Source organism: Streptomyces luteosporeus (genome assembly GCF_039532865.1).
GTDB lineage: Bacteria > Actinomycetota > Actinomycetes > Streptomycetales > Streptomycetaceae > Streptomyces > Streptomyces luteosporeus.
Genome location: NZ_BAAASL010000004.1, coordinates 82814 through 104403, shown reverse-complemented (window position 1 = coordinate 104403; position 21590 = coordinate 82814). Strand labels below are relative to the sequence as shown.

Annotated in this window: 21 protein-coding genes; 16 read left to right on the top strand and 5 right to left on the bottom strand. The window is 73.3% G+C overall.

All coding sequences use genetic code 11. The features are described 5' to 3' along the window. Window positions 1–85 precede the first annotated feature (85 nt). From ABD361_RS06365 to ABD361_RS06350, 4 genes are read right to left on the bottom strand one after another with little or no spacing between them, the layout of a single operon-like run. Window positions 86–943 (bottom strand): ABC transporter permease, encoded by an 858-nt coding sequence (locus ABD361_RS06365; RefSeq protein WP_344433777.1) that lies wholly within the window; start codon window positions 941–943, stop codon window positions 86–88. Further along, window positions 940–1902 carry an ATP-binding cassette domain-containing protein gene (locus ABD361_RS06360; protein ID WP_344433775.1) on the bottom strand — a complete coding sequence of 321 codons (963 nt, stop codon included), beginning with the start codon at window positions 1900–1902 and terminating at the stop codon, window positions 940–942. The genes ABD361_RS06365 and ABD361_RS06360 overlap by 4 nt, the downstream gene beginning before the upstream one ends. Beyond that, complete coding sequence (locus tag ABD361_RS06355) at window positions 1890–3092, bottom strand: acyltransferase family protein (protein ID WP_344433774.1); 1203 nt, start codon at window positions 3090–3092, stop codon at window positions 1890–1892. Before ABD361_RS06355 ends, ABD361_RS06360 begins: the two co-directional genes overlap by 13 nt. A gap of 45 nt (window positions 3093–3137) precedes the next feature. Then, window positions 3138–4334, bottom strand: a complete 1197-nt coding sequence (locus ABD361_RS06350; RefSeq protein ID WP_344433773.1) for a cytochrome P450 family protein — start codon at window positions 4332–4334, stop codon at window positions 3138–3140. 188 nt (window positions 4335–4522) lie between these two features. Here ABD361_RS06350 and ABD361_RS06345 point away from each other — a divergent pair, with 188 nt between their 5' ends. Together ABD361_RS06345 and ABD361_RS06340 are read left to right on the top strand one after the other, a co-directional pair. Further along, entirely contained in the window at window positions 4523–5521 is a 999-nt protein-coding gene (locus tag ABD361_RS06345; protein ID WP_344433772.1) for a methyltransferase, read from the top strand. After that, window positions 5518–6684: a tryptophan 2,3-dioxygenase gene (locus ABD361_RS06340; RefSeq protein ID WP_344433771.1), complete on the top strand. Its 1167-nt coding sequence runs from the start codon at window positions 5518–5520 to the stop codon at window positions 6682–6684. The genes ABD361_RS06345 and ABD361_RS06340 overlap by 4 nt, the downstream gene beginning before the upstream one ends. 19 nt (window positions 6685–6703) lie before the next feature. On the opposite strand, the gene ABD361_RS06335 is transcribed toward ABD361_RS06340, so the two are convergent. Next, window positions 6704–7933 (bottom strand): sensor histidine kinase, encoded by a 1230-nt coding sequence (locus tag ABD361_RS06335; protein WP_344433770.1) that lies wholly within the window; start codon window positions 7931–7933, stop codon window positions 6704–6706. Window positions 7934–8099: 166 nt separating this feature from the next. Between ABD361_RS06335 and ABD361_RS06330 the strand changes: the two genes are divergently transcribed. The 14 genes from ABD361_RS06330 to ABD361_RS06265 all read left to right on the top strand — a co-directional run bounded on the left by ABD361_RS06330 (window position 8100) and on the right by ABD361_RS06265 (window position 21574). Next, window positions 8100–8639 carry a hypothetical protein gene (locus ABD361_RS06330; protein WP_344433769.1) on the top strand — a complete coding sequence of 180 codons (540 nt, stop codon included), beginning with the start codon at window positions 8100–8102 and terminating at the stop codon, window positions 8637–8639. Between the two features lie 319 nt (window positions 8640–8958). Beyond that, window positions 8959–9177, top strand: coding sequence for an MbtH family protein (locus ABD361_RS06325; RefSeq protein ID WP_344433768.1), 219 nt, complete (start codon window positions 8959–8961; stop codon window positions 9175–9177). Between the two features lie 63 nt (window positions 9178–9240). Continuing rightward, the gene (locus ABD361_RS06320; protein ID WP_344433767.1) at window positions 9241–9492 is read left to right on the top strand and encodes an acyl carrier protein; all 252 of its coding nucleotides are present in this window, start codon (window positions 9241–9243) and stop codon (window positions 9490–9492) included. A gap of 53 nt (window positions 9493–9545) precedes the next feature. Beyond that, window positions 9546–10811 carry a beta-ketoacyl-[acyl-carrier-protein] synthase family protein gene (locus ABD361_RS06315; protein WP_344433766.1) on the top strand — a complete coding sequence of 422 codons (1266 nt, stop codon included), beginning with the start codon at window positions 9546–9548 and terminating at the stop codon, window positions 10809–10811. Beyond that, window positions 10808–11938 carry a beta-ketoacyl synthase N-terminal-like domain-containing protein gene (locus ABD361_RS06310; protein ID WP_344433765.1) on the top strand — a complete coding sequence of 377 codons (1131 nt, stop codon included), beginning with the start codon at window positions 10808–10810 and terminating at the stop codon, window positions 11936–11938. The genes ABD361_RS06315 and ABD361_RS06310 overlap by 4 nt, the downstream gene beginning before the upstream one ends. Then, window positions 11935–12855 (top strand): beta-ketoacyl synthase N-terminal-like domain-containing protein, encoded by a 921-nt coding sequence (locus tag ABD361_RS06305; protein ID WP_344433764.1) that lies wholly within the window; start codon window positions 11935–11937, stop codon window positions 12853–12855. The genes ABD361_RS06310 and ABD361_RS06305 overlap by 4 nt, the downstream gene beginning before the upstream one ends. Next, the gene (locus tag ABD361_RS06300; protein WP_344433763.1) at window positions 12852–13625 is read left to right on the top strand and encodes an alpha/beta fold hydrolase; all 774 of its coding nucleotides are present in this window, start codon (window positions 12852–12854) and stop codon (window positions 13623–13625) included. Before ABD361_RS06305 ends, ABD361_RS06300 begins: the two co-directional genes overlap by 4 nt. A 32-nt stretch (window positions 13626–13657) precedes the next feature. Beyond that, entirely contained in the window at window positions 13658–14665 is a 1008-nt protein-coding gene (locus ABD361_RS06295) for an acyl-CoA thioesterase family protein (protein WP_344433762.1), read from the top strand. Next, entirely contained in the window at window positions 14662–15765 is a 1104-nt protein-coding gene (locus ABD361_RS06290) for a beta-ketoacyl synthase N-terminal-like domain-containing protein (protein ID WP_344433761.1), read from the top strand. Before ABD361_RS06295 ends, ABD361_RS06290 begins: the two co-directional genes overlap by 4 nt. Continuing rightward, entirely contained in the window at window positions 15762–16169 is a 408-nt protein-coding gene (locus tag ABD361_RS06285) for a 3-hydroxyacyl-ACP dehydratase FabZ family protein (RefSeq protein ID WP_344433760.1), read from the top strand. The genes ABD361_RS06290 and ABD361_RS06285 overlap by 4 nt, the downstream gene beginning before the upstream one ends. Continuing rightward, a complete protein-coding gene (locus ABD361_RS06280) occupies window positions 16166–16669 on the top strand; it encodes a 3-hydroxyacyl-ACP dehydratase FabZ family protein (protein ID WP_344433759.1) in 504 nt (167 codons plus the stop codon). The genes ABD361_RS06285 and ABD361_RS06280 overlap by 4 nt, the downstream gene beginning before the upstream one ends. Further along, entirely contained in the window at window positions 16666–17409 is a 744-nt protein-coding gene (gene fabG, locus ABD361_RS06275; RefSeq protein ID WP_344433758.1) for a 3-oxoacyl-ACP reductase FabG, read from the top strand. The genes ABD361_RS06280 and fabG overlap by 4 nt, the downstream gene beginning before the upstream one ends. Beyond that, the gene (locus ABD361_RS06270) at window positions 17406–18104 is read left to right on the top strand and encodes a 2-hydroxychromene-2-carboxylate isomerase (protein ID WP_344433757.1); all 699 of its coding nucleotides are present in this window, start codon (window positions 17406–17408) and stop codon (window positions 18102–18104) included. Before fabG ends, ABD361_RS06270 begins: the two co-directional genes overlap by 4 nt. Next, window positions 18101–21574 (top strand): non-ribosomal peptide synthetase, encoded by a 3474-nt coding sequence (locus ABD361_RS06265; RefSeq protein WP_344433756.1) that lies wholly within the window; start codon window positions 18101–18103, stop codon window positions 21572–21574. Before ABD361_RS06270 ends, ABD361_RS06265 begins: the two co-directional genes overlap by 4 nt. Window positions 21575–21590: the final 16 nt, after the last annotated feature.

Genomic DNA, 21590 nt, shown 5'->3' with positions numbered 1-21590 from the left:
GGACTGCTCGGGACAGGAGAACGCGCCGGCCCGGAACCGTGAAGGACGGTTCCGGGCCGGCGCGTTGTCGGCAGGACGAGCGGATTCAGCGGGCGCGGCGGAAGCTGCGTACGGCCAGCGGCGCGGCGACGGCCGCGATCACCGCGCAGATGGCGAGCGGGGCCAGCAGGGTACCCGCCCCCCAGTGCCCCGCGGACAGGTCGCGGGCCGCGGTGATGGCCCGGGACATCGGATTGACCTCGGCGACATGCCGCAGCCAGGACGGCAACCCGTCCGCGGGCACGAAGGCGTTGGAGGCGAACAGCAGCACCAGGTTGATGATGCCGCCGACCGGCTGCAGCGCCTCCGGACGCCGCAGCCACGCGGACAGCGCCATGAACACCCAGCCCAGCGACCAGCTCAGCACCGTGGCGATCAGCAGGCAGCCGGCCGCGCCGGCCACGCCCCCCGCGGGGTCGAAGCCGAAGACCAGCGCACCGGACACCAGCAGCACCACCATGTTGACGGTGCTCAGCGCGGTGTCGGCGATACTGCGGCCGATGAGGATCGAGGAGGTGCGGATGGGCATGGAGCGGAACCGCGCGATGATGCCGTTGTTCAGCTCCGTGGTCAGCGCCACACCGGACTTCAGACCCGTGCTGACCGCACTGGTGACGAGGAAGGCCGGCAGCAGATAGTCGATGTAGCTGACGCCCGCCGGGAACGCGGAGGTTTGCGAGACGCTCTTGAACACCTGACTGAAGACGGTCAGCATCAGGATCGGCTCGAGCACACCCGGCAACACCAGGGCGGGATCGCGCAGGGCGCGCAGCGAGCGGCCGGCCAGGACCCGTATCTGCCGGACCGTGCCCGCGCCGGCGTACTCCGGCGGGCGCGGCCCGGCCTGCTGAACGGCGCCCGGGGCCGGCCGGCGCCCGGTCACCGGACCGGTGACGATGCTCATGAGGAACTTCCCTGCCTAGCGGGGGCGGTGACGTGGTTCAGGGCCAGGTACACGTCGTCGAGGGTGGGCTCGGCGTAGGCGAGACCGGCGATCTCGACGTTCGCCTCGTCCGCGGCCCGCACGACCGCGGCGATCTGCGTGGAGTCCCGGACGGGCACGGTCAGGGCCGGGCCGTCCGCGTCGTGGGGCACGGGCATCAGGCCCGCGCGGCGCAGGGCGTCATCGGTACGGCCGCGGTCCGCGTCGCTGTGCAGCAACACGCTCACCTGCCGGTGGCCCGCCCGGGACTTCAGCTCCTCGGCCGTGCCGGAGGCCACGATCCTGCCGCCGGACAGCACGGTGATCGAGTCGGCCAGGTGGTCGGCCTCCTCGAGGTACTGAGTGGTCAGCAGGACCGTGACGCCGTCGCCCACCAGGCGCTCGACGACGGTCCACAGATCGCGCCGGGCCGCCGGGTCCAGGCCCGTCGTCGGCTCGTCGAGGAAGATCACCTCCGGACGCCCGACCAGGCCGGCCGCCAGGTCGAGCCGGCGGCGCATGCCGCCCGAATAGGTCTTCGCGCGCCGCCCGGCCGCGCCGGTCAGCCGGAAGACCTCCAGCAGCTCGTCGGCCCGGGTGGCCGCCTGTGCCCGGCTCGCCCCCAGCAGACGGGCGATCAGGACCAGGTTGTCCCGGCCGGAGAGGGTCTCGTCCACGGCCGCGTACTGCCCCGTCAGGCCGATGCGGCGGCGCACCTCGACGCCCTGCCGGGCCACGTCGAAGCCGGCGACGCGTGCCCGGCCCTTCGAGGGCTGCTGCAGAGTGCTGAGGATGCTCACCAGCGTCGTCTTGCCGGCCCCGTTGTGGCCGAGGAGACCCAGCACGGACCCCCTCGGCACGGTCAGGTGCACGTCGTCGAGCGCGACCATGGAGCCGAAGGCCTTGGTGAGGCCCTCGACCTCGATCATCACGCCGTCCATGCGCCGGCCTTCGGCTCGCGGTCGGCGCCCTCGGCCCCGGCCCCGGCCGCCGGCGCCGTGCGCGGGCGGCCCGAACGCCCGCCGAGGCGGCGGGCCAGCGGGCGCTCGACGCCGTGGCACAGCGCCCAGGCCACCGCGAGCGAGAGCACGTAGGTCAGGGCGATCAGACCCAGCCCCTGGCCCAGCGACCAGGGGTGCCCGGACCGGCCGATGGGACCGAAGATGATCAGCAGGGTGTGGGTGAGGTAGAAGGCGAAGGAGATCTCGCCCATGCGCACCATGGCCCGCCCCTGGAAGCCGGTCGGCCGCCCGGCGAGGTCGGCGGCCGCAGCCGAGGTGACGATCAGCGCCAGCGGGACGACGGTGGGTGCCACCATGCCGAAGGTGTCGGGCAGCCACAGGTCCAGCAGGTACCCGGGCACGATCGTGGCGGCCGCGACGGGGAAGGGGAGGCGGATCCAACGGCCCGTCTGCAGGATGCGCGCCATGACGATGCCGAGGGTGAAGTCCAGCATGCGCGCGGCCGGGTGGTTGAAGACGGTCCACTGCTGCTCCCAGGACGCCTTGATGAACGGCGTCTGCGGCTCGCCCGAGACCGTCAGGTGGGCCACCAGGGCCACCGCGACCACCGCGCCGACCAGGCCGCCGGCGCACAGCCACAGCCGGCGGGCCGGGATCCTGCGCACCAGGCGCAGGAGCAGGGGGAAGGCCAGGTAGAACAACACCTCGCCGGCCAGCGACCAACTGGGGCCGTTGATCCCCCAGAAGACCGTCTCGTTCGAGGTCCAGGCCTGGACGAGGAAGATCGAGGGGATGACGTCACCGGCCTTCGGCTCGGTGCCGCGCTCGGCCAGCAGGGCGAGGGCGGCCGCACAGACCAGCAGGTGGCTGGGGTAGATCCGGGCCAGGCGGCGGCGCCAGAAGCGCAGGGGACGGTCGCCCTCGCGGGCCGACCAGGTCAGGATGAAGCCGCTGAGCAGGAAGAAGAAGCCGACGCTGACGAAGCCGATCTTGCAGAAGTACGTGTTGAGGTTCTCGCTGAGGGCGACGTCCGAGAACACCCCTACCTGGATGATGTGGAGGACGAACACGATCGTCGCCGACACGGTGCGGATACCGACGAGCGAGGGGAGCAGCGGCCCGCCGGCCCGGCGGTGCCGGGCGGGGGAGGGGGACAGCCCGGAGGACATGGAGGAGCCCTTTCGTGACAGGGGAGGGAGGGAAGGGCGGTTGCCTCAGGCGGTCGGCGTCCAGCGCACCGGCAGCGTGCGCACGCCGCGGATGAGCAGGCCCGACACCCACGGCAGCTCCGCCGGATCGGCGTCGAGCTCCAGGGTCGGCACGCGCTCGACGAGCGCGCGGAAGGCGATCTGCGCCTCCAGGCGGCCCAGCGGGGCGCCCAGGCAGTGGTGGATGCCGTGCCCGAAGGCCAGGTGCCCCCGCGCGTCGCGGCGGATGTCGAACCGGTCGGGGTCCGCGAAGCGCTCCGGTGCGCGGTTGGCCGCATTGAGGGCGATGAGCACCTTCTGGTGCGGCGGGATGGTCACCCCGCCGATCTCCACGGTTTCGGTGGTGAAGCGGTCCGTGGACGTCTCGACCGAGCCGTCGTACCGCAGTACCTCCTCGACCGCGCCCGGGATCAGTGAGGGGTCCTTGCGCAACGCCTCGAACTGGTCCCGGTTCTGCAGCAAGGCGCGTGCGCCGTTGGAGATGAGGTTGATGGTGGTCTCGTGTCCGGCGATGAGCAACAGGAAGCACATGCCGAGCAGTTCGTCCTGGGAGAGCATGTCCTCCTCGCCGTCCACCACCCGGACCAGGCCGCTGAGCAGGTCGTCGCCGGGCGTGACGCGCTTGTCCTCGGCCAGCTTGACGAGGTAGGTGCCCAGGTTCTGGGCGGCCTCGGCCTCCGCCTGGGGGCTCTGGGGCGTCATGAGGTCGGTGGACCAGGCGTGCAGGGTCGCCGCGTCCTGCGTCGGCACGCCCAGCAACTGGAAGATGACGGTGATCGGCAGCGGGAAGGCCAGCGCCTGCACCAGGTCGGCCCGGTGGTCCGGCGCGGCCAGCATGGCGTCGAGCAGTTCGTGCGTCACCCGCTCGATGCCTGCCCGCATCGACTCGATCCGGCGGGCGGTGAACTCGCGGGTGACCAGCTTGCGCAGCCGGGTGTGCTGCGGAGGGTCGCTCTGCAGCATGTTGCTGAAGGCGCCGGCGCCCTCGACCATTCCGAGCAGGACCGGCAGGGGCCGCTTGCTGAGCCGGGGGTCGGTGAGCGCCTCGCGCCCCTCCTCGTAGCCGACCACCAGCCACAGTTCCTCGCCCTCGAGACTGCGGATCCGGTGGACCGGTCCCTTCTCGCGGAGTTCGGCGTAAATCGGATACGGATCCACAGTGAAACGTGAACCGTACTCGGCCAGATCAACGATTGTCTGCATCAACAGCTCCTGACGGCATTGGCTTCCGTCACCCTGGAGCCTTTCCGTGGCGACGGGCACCGCTGTATCGAAATATTCGTTGCGGAGTGTCCGTACCTGTCCGGCCGGTGCTGATACTGGCCGACGATCCCCTTTCTGCCACAGGCATTTCCGGCCGTGCGGAATCCAGCGTGCACTGAGAGGAACCGATGACTTCCAGCAGTCTCGACCACGCCGTATTCGGCGTGTTTTCGACCCATGCGCTGCACCTGGCGGACAAGCATGGCGTCTTCACCCATCTGATCACCGAAGGACCGGCCACTTCCGCGAGCATTGCCGCGGCCCGGGGGATCGACGAGGAGACCCTGGAGCGGCTGCTGCTCGTCCTCGCGGCGGTGTCCGTCGTCGAGCGGGCCCCCGGCGGTACCTACCGTGTCCCGGACGGACATGCGGCCCTGCTCGACCCCCGGAGCCCCCGCTACCTCGGTGACTTCGTCCGCCACCTGGTCACCAACACCACCGGCCAGCTGACCCGGCTGGACGACTACCTCGCGCGGGGGAAGGCGGTGGCGGACGCGGGCCGTCCCGCACCGTTCGACTCCATCTACCGCGACGAAGCGGCCACCGGGGAATTCCTGGAGGCCATGTGGAACCTGAGCTTCGAGGTCTCGAAGGAACTCGTGCGGCTCGCCGGCCTGGAGGACGTACGCACCCTGGTGGACGTCGGGGGAGCCAGCGGGGCCTTCGCCGTGGCGGCCCTGCGCCACTACCCGCAGCTCGCCGTCTCCGTCCTCGACCTGCCCGAGGTCGGGCCGTTCCTGGATCGCACCAGGCAGGCGGAGGGACTCGGGGAGCGGCTGTCCTTCGTGGCCGGCGACTTCTTCCGCGACCCGCTGCCGGCCGCCGACTGCCTCTCCTTCGGCTACATCCTCTCCGACTGGGAGGACAAGACCTGCGTCGAGCTGCTGCGCAAGGCGTACGACGCGTGCTCGCCCGGTGGTCGGGTGCTGCTGATGGAGCGCCTCTTCGACGACGACGGCGGACCCATGGCGACCGCCGTGATGAACCTGTCGATGCACGTGGAGACGCAGGGCCGCCACCGCACCGCGGCCGAGTACACGGCCCTTCTGCAGGAGGCCGGCTTCGGCGACTGCTCGGTGCACCGCTCCAGCTGGGACAAGCACCTCGTGGTGGGGAGGAAGGCATGACCGCGGCCACGAGCACGATCGAAGCCCTGCTGACCGCCGAGCAGCGCGAGGCGGCGCAGCTGCAGCGCACGCGCGGCCGGGCCCGGCTGGAGCCGGCCGAGGCCGAGGCGCTGGCCGCCCTCCACGACGAGCTGCCCGCCGGCGCGATCGGCGCCGACGAGGTCACCCGGCTGCTGACCCGCTCCCTCAGCCGCGAGCTGGAGATACCGGAGTACTACCGCTACACCTGCATGCACGTCTACGGCTGGTTCCTCGACCTCTTTCCCGACGATCCGGTGGCCGGGGCGCTGCTGGCCCTGCACACCACGCTGACCGATCTGGCCGAGATCGAGCGCGCGGCCTGGGACACCGGCCGCCACCCGGGCGCCGGCGACGAGCGCATCAAGCGCCTGGAGGACGTCGCCCTGGCCGTGCGGGCCATCGTGGTGGACCCCCTGCTGCAGGTGCGCATCGGCGACCTCGTCGACCGGGCGGCGGTCGACCCCGTGATGGGGCGGCGCACTGCACTGCTCGCCGAGTGCACGCGCTTTCCCCGTTCCGACCAGCACGAGGAATACGTGTTCCTGCGCTCGGTCCAGGCCTGCGAGAACCTGTTCTTCCTGGTACGGCGTCTCGCAGTGGAAGTGGCCGCGACCAAGGAGGAGTTCCCGGCGCGCGCCGCGACCCGGCTGGAGCTGGCCGTGGCCTGTGCCCGGCTGCTCGGCGAGGTCTTCGGCGTGCTGCTGACGCTCACCCCGGCCGGCTTCATGACCTTCCGGGACTACACCGGCGCGGCGAGCGCGGTGCAGTCCCTGAACTACCACGCCATGGAGATCTCCGTATACGGCTTCGACCCGCGCAAGGAGCAGATATTCGGCTCCATCGGCCACCTTCAGGTGCTCAACGACCCCGAGGTGCGCAACCACCAGCCGCTGTCCGCGGTGCTGCAGGAGACCTCCGACGAACGGCTGGAGGCGTCCTGGCACGAGCTGGACCGTGCGCTGTCGAAGTGGCGGGGCGCCCACTACCGCTTCGCCCGGACCTATCTCCCGCCGGACAAGCCGGCTTCCGGCGGCACCGACGGGGCCGCCTACGTCAAGCGGTTCGTCAAGAAGGACGCCTGCGTGGCCGGTGCCGACCCCTTCGGGGGACTGCCCCTGTTCTCCGGCTTCCTCTACCACTGACGGCGACCACCGGCGAGCATCACCGGACGGCCCCCGCCAGCGGGAACGACGCCCGGACCTGCCAGCCCGTGGTGCCGTGCGGGCCCGCCCCGAGAGTGCCGCCCAGGGCGACCACACGCTCCTCGAGGCCCGCCAGTCCCGTACCACCGCCGAGCCGGCTGCTGCCCAGGGCGCCGTCGGTCAGCGCCCGGTTCCCGTTGACGACGCCGACCAGCAACGTACGGTCCTGCCCGGCGCCCTCCATGCGCACGAAGACGCGTACCCGCATGGCCGAAACGGCGTGCCGGCGCACGTTCGTCAGCGCCTCGGCCACCAGGCGGTGGGCGGTGGCGGCCACCTCGCGCGGCACCGCGTCGGCCGCCTCGCCGGTGACATCGCAGTCGTACTCCACCTCCGAGCGGCTGGAGGACCGGAAGCGCTCCACCAGGTCGGTGATGTCGGCCAGCCCGTACGGGCTCGGGCGCACCTCGCCGGGCTCGGCAGCCGTCCGGGCGGGGGAGTCGTTCAGCATCAGCACCGTGCGGTCGAGCGAGGCCAGTGCCTGCAGGCCGGCGGCCTCGATGCGCTGCAGCAGCGGCAGCAGCTGCTCCGGCCGGGCCGCCTCCCCCATGACCTGACCGGCCTGGGCCAGCACCACGATCCCCGAGACGTCGTGCGCCACGAAGTCGTGGAGATCGGCCGCGAGCTGCATGCGCTGCGCCTTGCGGGCCTCGCCGACGGAGCGCAGCCGGCGCGCGTCCAGCGACCGCAAATAGCTGCCGACCAACGCCGCCACCCCGCCGGCCAGCATGAACAGGGCGCACTGGCCCAGGGCCGCGGTGAGGTTCGCCGGGGTCTCCAGGCGCAACGTCACCGTCGACTCGCTCAGGGCCAGCGCCGTGGCGGCGGCCGCCGAGCGCCGGGGCGTCGCGAACCGCACCACCATGAAGATCATGAGCAGCGAGACGGCGATCTCGACCAGCGCCATCAGACCGGTGGCGCCCAGCGAGCGGGGAGAGCCGGTGACGGCGGTCGCGGCGCCGGTCGTCGAGGCCACCACAAGAGCCGCAGGCACGAGCCGGGGCCGGGTCCGCGGCCACCAGCCCAGGAGCGCGAACGTCACCACGACTGTCGTGGCCATGGGCGTGACGGTCCGCCAGCCGGCCTCGGTGAACAGGAGCGCGGCGACGAGCAGAGCGGCGGCGCACACCGTCGCGCATAAGACCTGGACGGCCCGTCTGCGCAGCGGGCCCCGGGAATTCATGAGCATTGCTGCAGTGTAGGCGGGCGTCGGCGGTGCCGGCCCGGGCCCGCTTCCAAGGATTCGATACGCGGTTGTCGCAGGTCGCGGCCGGCTCATTGAATGGCCCCCCGCCCCGGTTGCCGCTCGGCAGCCGGGGCGGGTTTCGTGGCGTCACCGATCTCCAGGAGCCGGCATGAGCCGCAACCCCCCTTCCGCGCTGGACCGGCTGCTGCCCCGATGGCACTTCCGGGAAGTGCACCGCCTGCCCGTCCACCTCCCGCCGGAACCGGTGATGGCGGCAGTCCACGCCACGACCTGGGGCGAAGCACCGCTGGCCAGGGCCCTGATGGCCGTGACGGGCGCGGATGTCGCAGCCGGGCGCCGCATTGTGGAGGACTCCCTCGGCGCAATGGGCGAGGTCGTTCCGGCGGGCGAGGACGAGTTCCTCTTCGTGGGCGTCGACACGATGGACGAGGGACGCCCCCGGCCCGAGGGCGGCACGGCCGACCTCGTCGCCCATCACCACGGACCGGGCCTACTGAAGATCGGGATGAACGTCCGCTACGCCGGCGGGGTGCTCAGCACCGAGACCCGCATCCTCGCCACCGACGAGGCCACCAGGCGCCGGTTCCTGCGCTACTGGCTCGTCGTGCGCTGCGGCAGCGGGCTGACCCGCAGGTCGATGCTGCGCGCGATCCGTGCCCGCGCCCGGCGGGCGGCGGCCCCAAGGTAACCGCGCCGGGCCGCGGGCGCGTCCGGCTGCCGAGAAATTTCTTGATGCCGAAGGTGACCCGTGGTGCCGGAGCCCACGGAACCGGGTGAGCACCGGCGGCCGCGGGGCCCGGCCCGGCCGGGGCGACGGCCCGGCGGACCGGCCGGGAGGGGTCCGGCGGAGCAGTGGCCGAAAACCGTGCAACGCATTATCGAAGTCCTTTCATTGGAATATCTCAAACACCGGGCGCGGCGCTTTCCTCAACAGCCCTTGTCGCCGCGATCCCAAGCTGCATAAGGTCGACCGCAATTGACTGACCGCGTCACGGAGGGAAGTCTCGATGGCCAATCCATTCGAGGACGAGAACGCCGAGTACAACGTGCTCGTGAACGACGAGGGCCAGCATTCCCTGTGGCCCGCTTTCGCCGCGATTCCGGCGGGCTGGAATGTCGTGCACGGCACGGCGAGCCGCCAGGAATGCCTGGACTACGTGAACGAGAACTGGACCGACATGCGTCCGCGCAGCCTCGCCGCGGCCATGGCCGCCGAGGCTTCCTGAAGCGTCCCCCGCCCCATCGCCCCATTTTTTCGCGTCAATTCGCCGTCAAGGAGAAGAACCATCATGTCGACCCTCACCGATGAGCGCCGCACCGCCGTCAAGGAGATCGTCTGCGACATCCTCGAGCTCGAGGAGGACGAGGTGACGGACACCAGCCTCTTCATCGAGGACCACGGCGCCGACTCGCTGCGCGCCATCGAGATCCTGGCCTCCCTGGAGAAGGAGTTCGGCATCAGCATCGACCAGTCCGAACTGGCCCAGATGGTCAACCTGGAGCGCGTCTACCAGGTCGTCGCGGAGGCCCCCGTCCGCTGACCCGGCGCACGCTGCCGCCGATCCGCAGGTCCGAAGGTCTGAAGGGGAACAGCATGTCCGCACAACGCCCCGGTGCCGCAGCCGGGAGACGCCGGGTGGTGCTCACCGGTTTCGGCGTCATATCCAGCATCGGCATCGGTGCCGAGGAGTTCACCGCCAGCCTGCGGGCCGGCCGCAGCGGGGTCAGCCCGATATCGGTGTTCGACGTCGAGGGCTTCGCCCACGTCAACGGGTGCGAGGTCAAGGGGTTCGAGCCCGGGCGGTGGATCTCGCGCACCCCCGTCGAGGAGCTGGGGCGGGCCAGCCGCTTCGCCGTCGCCGCCGCGCGGATGGCGGTCGAGGACGCCGGCCTGGACCCCGCCGACCTGGCCGGCCGGCGGGGCCTGGTCTCCGTCGGCACCACCGACGGCGAGTCCTACGAGCTCGACCGGCTGGTCGCGGCCGAACTGGCCGACGGACCCGAGCGGATGGACCCGCAGATCGTGCGCCGGGTCTCCGCCGCCCGGCTGTCCACCGCCATCGCCCAGGAACTGGAGCTCACCGACGTCGAGGCGCCCACCATCGCGACCGCCTGCTCCGCGGGCAACTACGCGATCGGCTACGGCTTCGACGCGGTGAGCTCGGGCGAGGTGGAGTACGCCCTGTGCGGCGGCGCCGACGCCATGTGCCGCAAGACGTTCACCGGCTTCTACCGGCTCGGCACCATCGCCCCCGAGTGCTGCCAGCCCTTCGACGTCGACCGCAAGGGCATCCTCACCGGCGAGGGCGCCGGCGTCCTGGTCCTCGAAAGCCTGGACTCGGCGCTGGAGCGCGGCGCCACCATCTACGCCGAGGTCCTCGGCTACGGCCTGAACTGCGACGCCTACCACCAGGTCGCCCCCAACGGCGACAGCGTCGCCCAGGCCATGGCCCTCGCCCTGGACAACGCCGGCGTCAAGCCCGAGGAGGTCGACCTGATCTCCGCGCACGGCACCGGCACCAAGGCCAACGACATCACCGAGGCCGGCGCCATCCGCAAGGTCTTCGGCGCCGCCACCCCGCGCACCATCTCGCTCAAGTCCATGCTCGGCCACACCATGGGCGCCGCCAGCGCCCTGGGCGCCATCGCCTGCGGCCTGGCCATCACCCACGGCTTCATCCCGCCCACCATCAACCACCACCGCACCGACCCCGAGTGCGAGATCGACTGCGTGCCCAACCACGCCGTCGACGCCGACCTGCGCGTCGTGCAGAACAACGGCCTCGCCTTCGGCGGCAACAACGCCATCGTCATCCTCGGCAAGTACACCGCCGGCGACCGCGCCGGGGCGGCGGCATGACGTACGCCATCACCGGCACCGGAGCCGTCGCCAGCATCGGGGCGGCTCCCGAGGAGATCTTCCGCAGCCTGTGCGACGGCCGCAGCGGACTGGCACCGCTGCGCGCCTTCGACCGCGGCCGCTTCAACGCCCAGCAGCTCTTCGAGATCGACGACCGGCCCGCCGAGGGCGTGGACGAGCCGGGGCGGGCCACCCGCTTCCTCATCGAGGCCGTCGCCCAGGCCGCCGAGGAGGCCGGGCTCGGCGAGGACCTCGCCGGCATCCCCGTCCTGGTCGGCACCGGCCTGCGCGAGCTGCGCTCGCTGGAGCTGTGGTGGCGCGACGGCGTCCCCTTCGACGCCGACGGCCTGCACTTCGAGGCCGCCCTGCGCCACCGCTTCGGGGCCGTCGACACCCACACCTTCGCCGGTGCCTGCTCCGCCTCCCTGTACGCCCTGGCCCTCGGCTGGGACCTGCTGGAGCTCGGCGAGGCGGAGACGGTGATCGTGGCCGGCTGCGACGTGGTCACCGAGTCGATGTTCGGCCAGGCCGACCGCGTCCAGTTCGACCCGCCGCCCGCCGTGCGCCCCTTCGACACCGCGCGCCAGGGCACCATCCTCGGCGAGGGCGCGGCCGCCGTCGTGCTGACCCGCAATCCCGTAGCCGGCCGCCCGGTGCACGGCCGGCTGCGCTCGGTGGCCGTCAACTGCGACGCCCACCACCAGACCGCGCCGGAGCCGGGCGGCGTCACCGCGGCCGTGCACCAGGCCCACCAGCGGGCCGGGCTGACCCCGGCCGACATCGACCTGGTCGTCCTGCACGGCACCGGCACCCCGCTCAACGACCGTACGGAGGCGCTCGTGACCGCCGAGGTCTTCGCCGGCAGCCGGCCGGCGCTGACCGGCATCAAGTCGCTGACCGGGCACACCTCGGGCTCCGCCGGCCTGCTCGGGCTGATCACGGCCCTGTCCGCACTGCGCTCCGGCGTCGTGCCGCCGATCGCGGGCCTTTACGACCCGCTGCCCGAGGGCGCGGACCTGCACCTGGTCACCGGCCGGCCGCTGACCGCGCCGCTGCGCACCGCGCAGGTCAACAGCTTCGGCTTCGGCGGCGTCAACGCCGTCGCGATCGTGGGAGGTGCCGCATGACAACCGCCGTGACCGACGTCGCCGGGAGTGAAGTCGTCGTCAGCGGGGTGGCGGTGGCCCTGCCCGGCGCCGCCGACCCCCGCGACCTGCTGCGGCCCGTACCCGAGGGCGCGCCCCCCGTGGACGCGGCCGAGCGCATCGGCAGGAAGGGCCTGCGGTTCAAGGACCGCGCCACCCAGGTCGGCCTGCACCTGGCCCACGCCGCGCTCACCGACGCCGGCCTGCTCGCCGACGGGCGACCGACCGTGCCCGGCGACCGCATCGGGGTCGTCGTCAGCTCCAACCTCGGCAACGCCGACACCGTCTGCCGGGCGGTGGAGACCATCGCCAAGGAGTCCACCGGCGCCCTGAGCCCCATGGACACCCCCAACGCCTCCAGCAACATCATCGCCTCGGAGACCGCCATCCGCTACGGCCTGCGCGGCCCCAACCTCACCGTCTGCAACGGCACCGGCTCCGGCCTGGACGCCGTGCGCTGGGCGGTGCTGATGGTCCGCTCCGGCCGCGCCGACCACATGCTCGTCACCGGCGTCGAACCCGACAACGAGGTCACCCGCCGCCTGGTCGGCGGGCCCGTCGCCGACGGCGGCGCCGCCCTCGTCGTCACCCGCACGCCCACCGCCCCCGTCAAGGCCCTGCTCGGCCCCGTCGTGCGCACCGCCGATCCCGCCGGCACCGCAGGCGAGCTCGGCCGGCGCGCCCCCGGCGGCCGGATGTGGCTGGCCGGCGACGGCCGGGCCGTGCCCGGCGACGCCGAGCACCTCGCCCTCGACGGCTGGGGCGAACTCTCCGGCGCCCTGGGCGTCGTGCAGTGCGCCGCCGCGGCCGGCTGGTTCGCGCAAGGCCGCCCCGGGCCCGTCTACGCCCTGGCCGGCGGCGCCGGCGCGGCCCTGCTCGCCCCGAAGGAGGCGGCATGACGCGCGTGGTCCTGCTGCACGGCCTGGGCAACAACGAGATGATCTTCCAGCCCCTGGCCGCCCACTGGCGGCCGGGGACGCAGGTCCACGCCCCCCGCCTGCCCTGGCACAGCGAGGGCATCGCCGCCTGGCGGCACGAGACCGACTCCGCCAGCCGCCTCCAGGACGTCCTGGAGGCGGCGCCCGGCGGCGCCGACGTCGTGGTGGCCCACTCGTTCGCCTCCGTGGTGCTGCTGGACCTGCTCAGCCGCAGAGCCGCGGCCGGCGACCCGCTGCCCGTGGCCGGCGTCGTCCTGGTCAACCCCTTCTACCGCAGCGACGCGGACGACTTCCACTGGAACATGATCGCGCCGACCCTGGACGACTTCCCGCGCACCATGACCGAGTCCATCCGCCTGCGCACCACCGGCCGTCCCATCGACGCCGACCTGCTGGCCGACATGGCACGCCGGATGACCGAGTGGATCGGACCCTACGGCTGGCTCCGCTTCTTCGAGGCGTACCTGCGCACCCCGCTCCTGCCCGTGGCCGAGGTGACCACCCCGGCCCTGGTGATCGGGTGCGAGCAGGACCGCTCGGCCCCGGTCGCCGAGGCCCGCCACCTGGCGGCCCGGCTGCCCGCCGCCCGGGCACTGATCGAGCCCGGCTGCGGCCACTTCCCGATGCTCGAACGGCCCGCCTGGTTCGCCGGCGCCGTGCAGGACTTCGCCGAGCGGGCCGGCCCCGCACCGCGACCCCTGTCCGCCGCCGCCCCGGCGGCCGGCATCTGAACGACCCCACGCCCGACGAGAAGGAGTCCGTGATGGGCCCGACGCCCCATCCCGCCGTGACGGCACTGCTGGAGAACCCCACCACGGGGCGGCTGCGCCCCGGCTTCGAAGGCAACAACATCAGCTTCGCCATCGGCTTCAAGCACATCAGCTACCTGGCCGAGGCCGCCGTGCTGCACCACTTCCGCGAGGCCGGCCTGAGCGCCGGCGAGCTCTACCGGCGCCACGGCCTGGGCTTCGACGTGGTCGACGTCCACTCCCGGCTCGGCGCCCTGCTGGCCGTCGACGACGAGGTCGAGGCCCAGGTCACCCCCACCACCAAGGACGGCGAGGACCGCCTGCGCTTCAAGGTGGAGATGTTCGTCGAGCGCGACGGCAAGCGCGTCAAGTGCGCCGGCTCCACCGTCCGGGTGGCCCTGCGCATCGACGACCACATCAAGGCCGAGGAGCCCTGGCCGGCCGGGCTGGAGCGCTTCGCCACCGCCCGCCTGGGCACCGGCGAGCGCCGGGACGTCGCCGCCACCCCGCTGCCGTACGGCGAGTTCACCGCCGGCCGCGGCACCACCGCCGACCCCGTCCTTGCCGAACTCGTCGGCGACACCAACGCCTTCGGCTGGCGCTGGCGGATGCCGTACTTCTACTGCCACTTCAACGAGCGCGTCCAGATGTCCGGCTTCCTGCGCATCATGGAGGAGGCCGAGGACCTCTTCCTCGCCGACCGGGGCCTGGCCATCAAGCAGGTCCTCGACGGCCGCGGCTGGATCCCGGTGGTCACCCAGTCCCGCATCGAACTCCTCGACGAGACGGTGATGGAGGAGGAGCTCTACACCGTCTACACGGTGGAGAACATCTTCAAGTCCCTGCTCTACACCCACCGCATGGACTGCTACGTGCTGCGCGACGGACAGCTCGTGAAGACCGCCACCGGCACCATCACCCACGGCTACCTTACCGAGACCGCCCCCAACCAGTGGGAGATGGCCGACATGGACGAGGCCACCCTCGCGGCCCTGTCCACACCCCGCAAGGCGGCGGCATGAGCGCCCCCGCACCCGCCCGCGCCGTCATCACCGGCTGGTCGGCGGTCTCCCCGTACGGCATCGGCGCCGAGGCGTTCACCGAAGGGCTGCGCGACCGGCGCACCACCGTCGCCCCCGTCGACACCGAACGCTGGGGCGTGCCCACCACCCGCGCCCACCTCGTGCCCGGCTTCGAGACCCGCGAGGTGCTCGGGAAGAAGGGCACCCGCTCCATGGACCGCGTCACCGGCCTCGCCGTCGCCGCCGTCGGCTCCCTGCTGGGGCAGCCCGGCAGCGCCGAGGAGAGCGAGACCGGCGAGCGCGCCGCCCTGGTGCTGGCCACCACCACCGGCAGCGCCGCCAGCATGATGGACTTCACCCGCAGTTCCCTCGAGGGCGAGCGGCCCTACGACGTCGACCCGGCCGTGATGCCCAACGCCGTCATGAACTGCGCGGCCGGCCAGTGCGCCATCTGGTACGGCATCAAGGGCCCCAACACCACCCTCGCCGGCGGCCGCGCCGCGGGGCTGCTGTCCTTGAACTACGCCACCCGCCTGCTGTCCTCCGGCCGCGCCGACACCGTGCTGTGCGCCGCCGCCGAGGAGTACTCCGCCGCCCGCTACTGGCTGGAGCGGCACAGCCGGGGCGCCGAGGCCCCCGGCGTACCGCTGGGCGAGGGCGCCGCCGTCCTGCTCGTCCAGCCCGCCGGCAGCCACCGCCCCGAGCGGCCGCCGCTGGCCGAAGTCCTCGCCGTGCGCAGCCGGGTGGCCACCGGCGCCCGCGTCCGCGACGTCCTCGCCGACTGCGTGCGCGACGCCCTGGCCGCCGCCGGCACCGACCCCGCCGAGGTCTGGGCCGCCGCCCCGGGCGACGCCCCCGGCCGCCTCGGCCACCTCGAACACGAGGTGCTGGAGCAGATCTGCGGCACCGAGGCGCTGGGCCGCGTGCCCGCCGTCGCCCGCATCGGCGACGTCTCCGCCGCCTCCGGCTCCTTCCAGATCGCCATGGTCCTGGCCACCGCCGCCGACGACCCCGCGGCCGCCGGCCGCGTCGCCGTCATCACCTCCGCCGACCGCGACGGCTCCCTGGCCTGCGCCGTCCTGAGGCTGGTGGGCCGATGAGCAGCACCGTGCCCGTGCGCGGCGCGAGCCCCGTCAGCGCCGACGTGCACGTCCTGGCCCGCACCGAGGACGGCCTGGCGAGCAGTGCCCGCGCCGAGATCGGCCCCGGCGAGCCCGTCTTCGCCGGCCACTACCCCGACTTCCCCATCTTCCCCGGGGTCTGCGTCCTCGAATGCGTGCAGCGGGCCGCCACCGACGGGAGCGCCGCCCCCGCCGCCGGCGACCTCGCCGCCGTGGAGTCCGCCCGCTTCGCCGGCGCCGTCTACCCCGGCGACACGCTCACCCTCGACCTCGCCTGGCGCCGCACCCCGGCCGGCCTGGTCTGCCGCGCCACCGCCACCACCGAGCGCGGCAGGGCCGCCTCCGTACGGCTGCGCTTCGCGACCGAAGGAGACGCCCGGTGACCACCGCCGCCCCCGCCCTGCCGCAGGTCACCGACCTGCTGCCGCACCGCTACCCGATGCTGCTCGTCGACCGCGTCCTCGACATGGTCCCCGGCAGCAGCATCCGCACCGTCAAGGCCGTCACCCTGGGCGAACCCTGGTACGCCCACCTGCCGGCCGGCGCCCCGCTGGACTACCCGCGCTCCCTGCTCGTGGAGTCCTGGGGCCAGAGCGCCGGCCTGCTCGCCTCCGCCATGGCCGACACCCCCCAGGGGCAGGTCATGCTCTTCGGCTCCGTCGCCGACGCCGTCTTCCACCTGCCCGTGCACCCCGGCGACGTCCTCGAACACCGCGTCCGCATCAGCAGGGCCCTGGCCGACTCCGTCGTCTTCGAGGGCACCAGCCACCGCGGCGAGGAGACCGTCATGACCGTCTCCAGCATGGTCATGGCCTTCCGCCCCGCCACCCTGCTGCGCCCCGAGGCGCCCGCAACCGACCCCGTAAGGAAGGCCGACCGATGACCGACAACAGGCCCGTGGCGCTCGTCAGCGGCGGCTCCCGCGGCATCGGCCGGGCCGTCGTGCTGAGGCTCGCCGCCGACGGCTACGACGTGAGCTTCTGCTACCACTCCAACCAGGACGCCGCCGACCTCGTCGCCAAGGAGGCCGAGGCACTCGGCGCCCGCGTCCTGCACCACCGCGTCGACGTCGCCGACGGCGCCGCCGTCCGCGCCTGGGTCGGCGCCACCGAGAGCGAACTGGGCGCCCCGGACACCGCCGTCACCTCCGCCGGCATCACCCGCGACAAGGGCCTGGTGCTGATGAGCGACGAGGAGTGGCGCGCGGTCGTGGCCACCAACCTCGACGGCGTCTTCCACGTCTGCCGCGCCGCCGCCTTCGCCATGATGAAGCGCCGCCGCGGCAGCATCGTCAACATCTCCTCCGTCGCCGGCATCTACGGCAACGCCAACCAGACCAACTACGCCGCCACCAAGGCCGGCATCATCGGCTTCTCCCGCTCCCTGGCCAAGGAGACCGGCCGCTACGGCGTGCGCGTCAACACCGTCGCCCCCGGCTTCGTCGACACCGACATGGTCACCGCCGTCCCCGAGCGGCAGCGCGAGGCGGCCCTCGCCGGCGTCGCGCTCGGCCGGATGGGCACCGCCGAGGAGGTCGCCGAGCTCGTCGCCTTCCTCGCCGGCGACCGCGCCGGCTACATCACCGGATCCGTCTTCCAGATCGACGGGGGGATATCCCTGTGAGCACCGGACGGCGCAAGAAGAACCCCAGGTGGTACTTCTCGCTGCGCAGCCCCTACTCGTGGTTCGCCTACCGCGACCTGAGCGAGAACCACCCCGACGTCCTCGACGAGATCGAGTGGATCCCCTACTGGGAGCCCGACGAGGAGTCCACCCGCCTGCTGGACGAGGCCGGGGTCACCCTCCCGGTCATGCCCATGCACCGCTCGAAGAACTTCTACATCCTGCGCGACGCCCGCCGCTGGGCCCACGCCCGCGGCTGGCAGGTCACCTGGCCCGTCGACCGCGACCCGCACTGGGAGGTCGCGCACCTGGCCTACATCGCCGCCGAGGAGGCCGGCTGCGGCCGGCAGTTCGTCGACCTCGCCTACCGCGCCCGCTGGCACGAGGGCCGCGACCTGTCCGACCGCGCCACCATCGCCGCCATCGCCGCCGACCTGGGCCTTCCCGCCTCCCTCGGCGACGCCGTCGACGACCCGGTGCTGCGCCTGAAGGGCGTCGCCTGCCTGATCGCCGCCTACCACGACGACGCCTTCGGCGTCCCCTTCTTCCTCAACGGCCGCGAGGCGTTCTGGGGCGCCGAGCGCGTCTCCGCGTTCGTCGCCGCCGTCCGCGGCGAGGAGTGGGACGGCCTCAGCGACGCCCCCTTCACCGCCACCCCCTACGCCGCCCAGGCCGCCGAAGGGAGCACGCCATGACCACCACCGCAGCCCCCCAGCGGCTCGTACCCCGCCGGGTGGTGCCCGGCACCACCGAAGCCCGCTGGGCCGAGGTGAGCGTGCCGGCCCCCGCCCGGCTCGCGGCCCGCGTCCGCCTGCTCGCCCGGCGCACCGGCACCGGCTGGGGACCGGTCCTGCTCGCCGCCCACGCCGCCGTCCTCGCCGCCCTCGGCGGCGAGAGCACCGTGCTCACCGGCTACGCACCGCCCGCCGCGGCCGGGCCCCTGCGGCCGCTCGCCCTGACCGCCGACGGCGGCACGTGGGAGGAGCTGCTGGCCGGCGCCGCCCGCGCCGCCGCCGGCGAGGCGGCCGCCGGCGCCTTCGAGACCGCCCTGGACCTCGCCCACCCCGAGGGCACCCTGCCCGAGCCGCACCCCGGCACCGTCCTGGCCGCCGTGCTGCGCCTGACCCCCGCGGGCCCCGCCCTGCTGCTGCGCTACCGCACCGACGTCCTCGACGCCGAGGCCGCCGGCCGCATCGCCGGCTACCACCTCACGGCGCTCGACCACCTCACCCAGCACCCCGCCTCCGCCGTCCGCGAGCGCAGCCTGCTGACGCCGCAGGAGCACCACCACCAGATCCACGAACTGGCCGGCCCCGTACGCCCGGTGCCCGACCGGCGCTTCCACGAGCTGTTCGAGGAGCAGGCCGCCGCCCGCCCCGACGCCGTCGCCGCCGAGCACGCCGGCGCCACGCTGACCTACGCCGAGCTCAACGCCCGCGCCAACCGCCTCGCCCACGCGCTGCTCGCCCGCCGGATCGGCCCCGAGGCCGTCGTGGCCGTCGTCACCGAACGCAACCTCGACTGGCTCACCGCCGTCGTCGCCATCCTCAAGGCCGGCGCCGCCTACCTGCCGGTCGAGCCCGCCGCCCCCGTCGACCGCATGGCCCGCGTCCTGCGGCGCAGCGGCTGCCGGCTCGTGCTGACCGAGGACGCGAGCACCACGCACCTGCGCCTCGCCGCACCCGACGACCTGCCGACGCTCACCGTCGCCGCGGGCGCGGCCGAGGACCACCCCGCCACCGACCCCGGCGTGCCCGTGGCCGCCGACCACCTCGCGTACCTGTACTTCACCTCCGGCTCCACCGGCGAGCCCAAGGGCGCGATGTGCGAGCACGCCGGCTTCGTCAACCACCTCTACGCCAAGATCGACGACCAGGGCATCGCGGCCGGCCAGGTGGTGGCCCAGACCGCCCCGCAGTCCTTCGACATCTCCCTGTGGCAGCTGCTGGCCGCCCTCGTCGTCGGAGGCCGCACCCTGATCGTCGAACAGGACGCCATCCTCGACGTCGACCGCTACCTCGACACCATCGAGCGCGGCGAGGTCGCCGTCCTGCAGGCCGTCCCCTCCTACCTGGAGGTGGTCCTGGCCCGGCTGGAGGAGAGCCCGCGCGCCCTGCCCGCCCTGCGCTGCGTGTCCGTCACCGGCGAGGCGCTGAAGAAGGAACTGGCCGTGCGCTGGTTCGAACGCTTCCCGCACATCACCCTGATGAACGCCTACGGCCTGACCGAGACCTGCGACGACACCAACCACGAGGTCATGACCGCCGCACCCGTGTGGGACTCCGTCCCGCTCGGCCGGCCCGTCGCCAACGTCTGCGTCTACGTCGTCGACGAGCAGCTGCGCCCGGTGCCCCTCGGCGCCCCCGGCGAGATCGTCTTCTCCGGCGTGTGCGTCGGCCGCGGCTACGTGGGCGACCCCGAGCGCACCGCCGCCGCCTTCGGCGAGGACCCGCACCGCCCCGGGCAGCGCCTGTACCGCTCCGGCGACTTCGGCCGCTGGCTGCCCGGCGGCACCCTGGAGTTCCTCGGCCGGCGCGACGCCCAGGTCAAGATCCGCGGCTTCCGCATCGAGATCGGCGAGATCGAGAACCAGCTGCTGCGCCTGCCCGGCGTGCGCGACAGCGCCGTCGTGGTCGTCGAGAGCCCCGACGAGGGCCGCCACCTGGTCGGCTTCCACACCGGCTCCGACCTGCCCGCCGACGAGCTGCGCCGCGCCCTGGCCCGGGCGCTGCCGCCCTACATGGTCCCCGGCCGGCTCGAACGCCTCGACGCCCTGCCGCTCACGCCCAACGGCAAGACCGACAAGCGGGCGCTCACCGCCCTCGCCGCCGAACTCGCCGCGCCCGAGGCGACCGTGGCGCACGAGCCGCCGAGCACCGACGCCGAGCGCCGCCTGGCCGACGCCTGGGCCGCCGTGCTCAAGCTGCCCGTCGCACAGATCGGCCGGTACGACGACTTCTTCGACCGCGGCGGCACCTCCCTGTCGGCGGTGCAGCTCGTCGTCCGCATGGCCCGCGCCTTCACCCTGCAGGACGTACGGCGCAACCCGACGCTGACCGCACTCGCCTCCCTGCTCGACGGCGGACCCGCGCAGGAGACCGCCGCACCCGTGCAGGAGACGGCGGCACCGGCGGCCCGTACGACGAACGCCACCACCCCCGCCACTGCCACCGCGGCGCCGCGCACCACGGACGCCGCCGCCCCCTTCGACGTCGTGCGCACCGAGGGCCGGCCCGCCGTGCTCGTCCTCGACGGCCCCGCACCGGCCGACCCCGCCGCCTGGGCCGCGGAGCACCGCGCCCGGCTGCAGGCGACCGTCGCCGAGCACGGCGCGCTCCTCGTCCGCGGCCTGGGCCTGACCGACGCGCGCAGCGTCGGCCGCGTGGGCCGGGCGCTGCTGCACGAGGTGATGACCGAACGCGAGGGCTTCGCCACCCGGCAGACCCTGGCCGAGGGCGTGTACTCCTCCTCCGAGTGGCCCGCCGACCAGCCCATGTGCATGCACCACGAACTCTCCTACGCCCGCGAGGTGCCCGGCACGCTGCTCTTCGCCTGCCTGAGCGCACCGGAGTCCGGCGGCGTCACCGGGGTCGCCGACTCCCAGGACGCCCTGCAGGCGCTGCCCGCCGGCCTGGTGGCCCGCTTCGAGGAGCTCGGCTGGCTGCTCGACCGCAACTACACCGAGACCGTCGGCGTCTCCCTCGCCGAGTCCTTCGGCACCGCCGACCGCGCCGGCATCGAGGCGTACTGCGCCGAGCGCGGCATCAGCTGCACCTGGCGGCCCGACGGCGACCTGCGCACCCGCCAGCGCGCGGCCGCGGTGCTGACCCACCCCGTCACCGGCCGGCGGGCCTGGTTCAACCAGATCGCCTTCCTCAACGAGTGGACGCTGGACCCGGTGATCCGCGAGTACCTGAAGTTCGAGTTCGGCGACGACGGGCTGCCGTTCAACAGCCGCTACGGCGACGGCTCCGCGCTCGACGAGGACACCGTGCTCGCCATCAACGAGGTGTACGAGAAGCACACCCTGCGCGAGGCCTGGCAGCGCGGCGACCTGCTCGTCGTGGACAACCTGCGCATGGCGCACAGCCGCGAGCCCTACGAGGGCCGGCGGGAGATCGCCGTCATGCTCGGCGACCCCGTGACCGTACCCGCCCTCGACTGACGCACCGCACCCGCAC